Source organism: Neobacillus drentensis (assembly GCF_036965645.1).
GTDB classification, from domain to species: domain Bacteria; phylum Bacillota; class Bacilli; order Bacillales; family Cytobacillaceae; genus Neobacillus; species Neobacillus drentensis_D.
Map to the genome: position 1 here is coordinate 4,489 of NZ_JBALPZ010000173.1, position 5,794 is coordinate 10,282.

General features: G+C 38.1%; 7 protein-coding genes. 3 read left to right on the forward strand and 4 right to left on the reverse strand.

Annotated elements, in window-relative coordinates:
• Positions 1-172: 172 nt before the first annotated feature.
• Together V7266_RS26060 and V7266_RS26065 are read right to left on the reverse strand one after the other, a co-directional pair.
• Positions 173-1,675, reverse strand: coding sequence for a DNA/RNA non-specific endonuclease (locus V7266_RS26060; RefSeq protein ID WP_335472154.1), 1,503 nt, complete (start codon positions 1,673-1,675; stop codon positions 173-175).
• Between the two features lie 707 nt (positions 1,676-2,382).
• Positions 2,383-3,381, reverse strand: a complete 999-nt coding sequence (locus V7266_RS26065; RefSeq protein ID WP_335472155.1) for a Gfo/Idh/MocA family protein — start codon at positions 3,379-3,381, stop codon at positions 2,383-2,385.
• 176 nt (positions 3,382-3,557) lie between these two features.
• Between V7266_RS26065 and V7266_RS26070 the strand changes: the two genes are divergently transcribed.
• A complete protein-coding gene (locus V7266_RS26070; RefSeq protein WP_335472156.1) occupies positions 3,558-4,004 on the forward strand; it encodes a MarR family winged helix-turn-helix transcriptional regulator in 447 nt (148 codons plus the stop codon).
• Between the two features lie 42 nt (positions 4,005-4,046).
• On the opposite strand, the gene V7266_RS26075 is transcribed toward V7266_RS26070, so the two are convergent.
• Entirely contained in the window at positions 4,047-4,334 is a 288-nt protein-coding gene (locus tag V7266_RS26075; protein WP_335472157.1) for a hypothetical protein, read from the reverse strand.
• Complete coding sequence (locus tag V7266_RS26080) at positions 4,276-4,542, reverse strand: CarD family transcriptional regulator (protein WP_335472158.1); 267 nt, start codon at positions 4,540-4,542, stop codon at positions 4,276-4,278. Before V7266_RS26080 ends, V7266_RS26075 begins: the two co-directional genes overlap by 59 nt.
• A 145-nt stretch (positions 4,543-4,687) precedes the next feature.
• Between V7266_RS26080 and V7266_RS26085 the strand changes: the two genes are divergently transcribed.
• On the forward strand, positions 4,688-4,996 hold the full coding sequence (locus V7266_RS26085; protein WP_335472159.1) for a hypothetical protein: 309 nt from the start codon (positions 4,688-4,690) through the stop codon (positions 4,994-4,996).
• Between the two features lie 258 nt (positions 4,997-5,254).
• Positions 5,255-5,794, forward strand: a 540-nt coding sequence (locus V7266_RS26090; protein WP_335472160.1) for an AEC family transporter, incomplete at its 3' end; no start/stop codon positions are given.

The following is a 5,794-nucleotide window of genomic DNA, read 5'->3' on the forward strand; positions in this document are numbered from 1 at the left end:
CGCTCCAATCAACATTGTCCCCAAATCAACAGTAACCTTTAACACAGCCTATAAATAAAAAAAGAATGTGCTGCCAACAGATTCTTGGAACACATTCCTTTCTCTCAAATGGGGTATACAAATATAGTTAGCGAGGTTTTGCTCAAAAGGCCAGAAGGAAAATTTCCTTGGCTTAATTTGTAGGACCATTGTCAATATTAGCCTCGATGGTACCTTGGATGTTGGCTGGTACCGAAGAGAGGAAATCATAACCAGTCATAGACTCAATCGTATCGACACTAACCCTGTAGTAGCTCCATGGATGGCTGGAAGTGGTTTGATCATTTGGCATCAACACAGCTATTACTCTAGTCGAAGTTGTTATTCGGCTAATATCATTATTACCATTAGGTAATACAACGATTACCTTCCATGTTTTTGCTGGAACGACAACTCCATTCCCTACAGTGGTCTTATATCCATTTGACCCAGTGCCTCCAGATCCGTAACCTCCGGATATGATATATAATTCGTTGCCAGTGGATACAAGTGTACGGCTGTATGCTTCTAAACTTTCCCACGTAACCTCGTTGTTATTTGGAGCTTGGGGGATCATATTGGTCATTAAAAACGTGGCTGAATTGTTGGCGACAGAAGAAGTACGGTCACCAGATGGAGTCATGTGCCCTCTGTCAAATCCACTTCCTGAAAATTCACTAGCAGTAACCTGGTACCAACCTGCTGGTAATGTGGTATCCGCACGGAAGTCATCCTGACGTGGAGTGCTTCCAAGGTCTGAAGAACCTAAATGCCAGCTTACCCAGTTTGGCTCGTGTTTACTATTATTGTAGGAAAGATCATATTGAGGTTTAACCATCAAATAATTATTGGAATTGGTTGTATTACTGGTTGCCCCGCTTGGATTCCCTAATCCCATATGGTCATTATCAGTACCAGTTTGTGTTCCCGGATCTGTACCTGTCTGTGTTGCAGGTTCAGCTGCAGAAGACGAATTTTGCGGAACCAGGCTGCTTGTAATCACCAAGTCGTTAGCATTATTATTTGTATCCCAGCCATTCCCTTGGCTTTGAGCGGAACCACCGTTGTTGTCTTTACGTTCTGCACTTGTGGCAGCAGAAAGAGTGCCGATTGGAGTAGTTTCTGAATCATTTGCAGAACCGAAGCCAACAAAATCGACAACATTTGAATTGGTTGAGCCGGAAACCGCGGTAGTGACTTTTGCCAATGCAACTTTTCCGCTGCTAGCGCTTAAGTTTATCGTACCTGTAACATCAGCAGTTGGCAGGTCAACAGTTCCGCCACCGCCGCTTGCCTCTTTAATTAAGTAATATTGATGTGCGCCAATGCTGCCTGTTAAATTTGTGATGCTGTTGAATGTACCAGTTGAAGAGGCGTATTGAACAGACCACCCAGATAAGCTAATACTTGAACTTGTAGGATTGTAGAGTTCAATATAATCATTTTTGTAGGAAGAACCACTATTACCTCCTCCGCCATAAATTTCACTGATGACAACATGAGTTCCCACAGCAGCCTGTGTAGGTTTAATAAATAAATTCCCTAAAGTAACGAAAGATAGTAGACACATCAAAATAAGGAAGGCTGTTTTTCTCTTTAAATTTCTCTTGCCCCCCTTTGATAAAATGGCTTTTTTTACTGTTCGGCTTTCTAACATCTAACAATAACCTCCTTTTGACTTTCAATAAAATGATTTTTATAGAAAAATTGGATTAACTAAAATAAGATTGATAGGTTAACCTTGTTTCAAAATAAAGAGTTTTATAGTAGAAACGATAAATATGCCAATACATGGATCGTGTAAGGCTGAGGGAAGGCATAAGCATTATAGGGAAAAATAAGATCTTCGATGATCTTGAAGGTGGAATTCTGGTTGAGGAATCTTGTGGCTTCCTAGCCCCTGATAATAGAGAATAGAGAAATCGAGCTGTTCAGGTATATTGCATAAGGTAAAAGTAATAAGGAAATAGCCAGTTTCCATTTTTTGAAGTATGTAATCTAGAGTAATATGGATTTATAAGAAGGACATCAACGTGCGGTCTATGTAATCTTATATGTTTGCTATAAAAGTTTAATCACTCCTTTAAGTATTTTTCATAAAATTCGCTGTGTTTACTGAGAGGACATGGCTTGAATAGGTATTGCGTTTGCCTCGATTATTTCCACAATATCATAAATCCATTTTAAAGAGTTTTAATTTTTGGTAAACAAATTGTTCCTCTTTTATTAAGCGCCGAGGATGAAGGACAAAAAGTAAGTTCTGGGAGGGAAATTTGTCTTTCATAGAATACAAATATAATAGAACTAAATGGAAGAACCTGCCTTTGTTTATTGCAGTAAGGCAGGTTCTTTCATAATGGAGTACTATTTTGAGATTTTATAATAATTCATTACCATTTCACTCATAACCCAGTTGGTTCTCGCACCAGATACTCCAGTGCTTGGACAATGACCGCCATTGCCTGTTAATTCAGATACGATCGTTTGGACGAGCGGCTGATGAACGTGCTTTGGCGGCTCAAAGCTCCACTCTTCCATTCCGTTTGCTGTCGTCAGAAGCACCGGATTATTGCTAAAGGTAGAAAAAGAAATTTTCCCATGTGTTCCGACAATTTCATTTATATCCACATCCTCAAATGCAGAAAAGCACCAATTGCCTACACCCTGTACTCCTGATTCAAATCGGTATGTCCCTGTAACTATATCTTCTGCTGGATAATAGCCTGCTTGATTGGATGCAAGTCCCTTGACCTCTTTAATGGGTCCAAGCAGGTAGTCTAACAAGTCTAGCGTATGACTGGCTAAATCGAAAAAAAGCCCGCCCCCAGACAGATGAGGCTGAACCCGCCAAGGGAGATTCTGAGAATCCTCTACATCCTTCGATGGCTTTTGATACTGCGTGGTTGATACAAATCTTACTTCTCCAATGGCATTATTTTCTAATAGCTCTTTTATTTTTAAAAATCGCGGCTGGGCTCTGCGGTAGTAGGCAACAAATAGGGGGACACCGGCGGCCTCGCAGGCAGCGATCATTTCCTGGCACTCCTCGAATGTCCGCGCCATTGGCTTTTCAACATAGACAGGTTTTCCGGCTCTAGCGGCTTTGATTGTATATTCCTTATGTGAACCCGGGGGTGTCGCGATATAAATAACATCGACTTCGGGGTCGTTTATAAGCGAATCTGCATCATCGTACCATTTTGGTACCCCATGTCGCTCGGCATAATCTTTGGCAAAGTCACCTGTTCTTCTCATGACGGCAGCAAGCTCTGAGTTTTGTATTTTTTGAAATGCCGGGCCGCTTTTTACTTCTGTTACATCGCCGCAGCCAATGATGCCCCAGCGAACTTTACTAAATTTCATGTTGTTGCCCCCTTACTATTAATTCGACTATCCTAATAACAAATATTAACATACAATGGAGACTAAACTTAAGTGAATTTTTAAGCTATAAGTACGGAATGAATGTCAACCAAGGTTGACATTTAAAGGGGTTTTTTGTATAGTAGTGGCGATTACTATGATTGGAGTGAAAACACTTGAATCCTGAATTAGATAACTTGGACTTAATTGACTTGTTAAGTGAGCGCCATCTTTTACTTCGTAGAATTACAGAGGAAATGTGGAATGATAGCAGTGATATTCATATTTCTAATTCTGAATGGTTTATCATGGCGAGAATATATAAAAGGCAGCCTACCATTGCCTTTGTTTCAAAAAATGTAGATATTTCGCGGCAGGCAGTCCATAAATTTATAAAAAGCCTGCAATCAAAAGACTTAGTTGAGGTAATGAACGTAAAAAACAACAATAAAGAAAAATGCATAAGATTAACTTCATTAGGTGAGGAATGCTATGAGAAAAATGAGGCACTAAAGGCGTCTCTAGAGAAAAAAATTGCCGGTAAGATTGGAGAGAGGCAATTAGGATTCCTGAAGGATTTATTAAAATCTGATTGGGGGTTAGAGGAAGCCCATAAAGGATAAAGAGTTGAGATCTTCCTATGATCTTCAACTCTTGTTTTTTGATTAATGCTTTATTAAACTGTTTACCTGTTCTGTTATTTTTTCAAAAGTAGTCTCCAAAGACATCGCTAATTCCTTAAACAATATATTTTGAATAGGATCCAATATTTTGCGGTCTTGATCATACAATTTTTTATGCTCTAAATGCAGCTCCGAGTCTTTCCTCATTAGCGTATTGGCTATTTTAGCAATTTCCTTGCGATTCCCTGTTCTTACAATTTCTTGGTATTGTCTATATCTCTGTTTCGGGTTTTCGATCCACCTTGCCCCCGGCTGGTTGAAGGATTGCAAAATTCCCCTCAGCTTCTTCTGAATCCAACATTTTTTGCATCACGACTTTATCGCTATCAACGGGCGCGCTGATGATTAGATTAGCCTGATCAAGAGGATGTAAAACATAGTAGGTTTTGGTCACATTAGAAATAGTCTTTTCACAAATATCATCAATTCTGCTTAAACCATGTATGGAATATATAACTAAATCTCCAATATTAAACATTGCCATCCCCCCCTAGTTCACGATTGTAAACCTAGTTTACAATTAACAATACTCCTATTTTTGCATTTTGTCAACCTCGTTGACAATGTAAATAGACTTATGTATAGTTAGAATGTAATTTTTTAAAAATAGGAGATGCGAAGAAATGGAGATTATGAAAGAAAAACATCAATTGCTTTCTGAAAGTGAGAAAAGCAAGGCGTCTCCAGCGATAGAATTTGAGATTGGGAAAAGAGTAAAAATAAAGGAGATTGATCAAGAGTCGAAACAGGAAATGGAACCTGAAGATTACTTTTATTTAAAAGGATTTGAGAAGAAAATAGGGGTTATTAGTGAACAAAGGCAGAGTGTATCAGGTGCATTTACATATAAAGTTGAATTTAATGAAAAGCATTTCGGTTATTTTTATAGCAAGGATCTTATGTTAATCCCCCAAAACAATTATAAATCTTAAATATGTGAAATTGTTCACAAAATGTATCCCAGTGAATTTGATAGATATATAGTAAGGCAAGGCAGCCTTCAGGTATGGAGGCAGCTTTGTTTTTTGAAAGGGCATCCTCGATCACTAGTGGACTATTTTTTATTTGATATAATTTAATTATGAAATAAATGCCTAAGTGCCTGTCACCACAGAGCTATACCAACGTTCGAGAAGTTGTTTTTAGAGTAGCACAAGGAAAAAATACATCCTAGAGGAGTGCTTTTTTTAATGAATCAGGAATTTCTTTATGTCATCATTATCATTATGCTTGGTTATGTTTTAAAACGTTTACGGGTTTTAAAAGAAAAAGATGGAGAAGTCATCTCAAAAATCATTTTTAAGATTACCCTTCCTGCGCTAGTTCTTGTTACCTTCGACTCTGTAAAAATAGAAACCTCTTTAATTTTGATACCTGTGATTGTATTTATTTTTGGAATACTTACAGCATTTCTTGGCTTTCTATTTTTTAAAAATGAGAAAAGGGAACTGAAAGGTTCTTTTTTAATGCTTTCCGGATTTAATGTCGGTTTATTTGCCTTTCCTCTCGTCCACGCCATTTGGGGAGTAAAGGGATTAACCTATTTTAGTATGTTTGATGTCGGAACCTCTTTTACTGTCTTTGGGATTGCCTATATTTTAGGAAGTTATTTTTCAGAAGAAGGGCTGAGTCTAAAACCAGTTGAAATTTTAAAGAGACTTGGCAAGTCGGTTCCTTTAATGACCTATATAATTGCTAGTATTTTAAATTATAGCCATATTCATTTACCT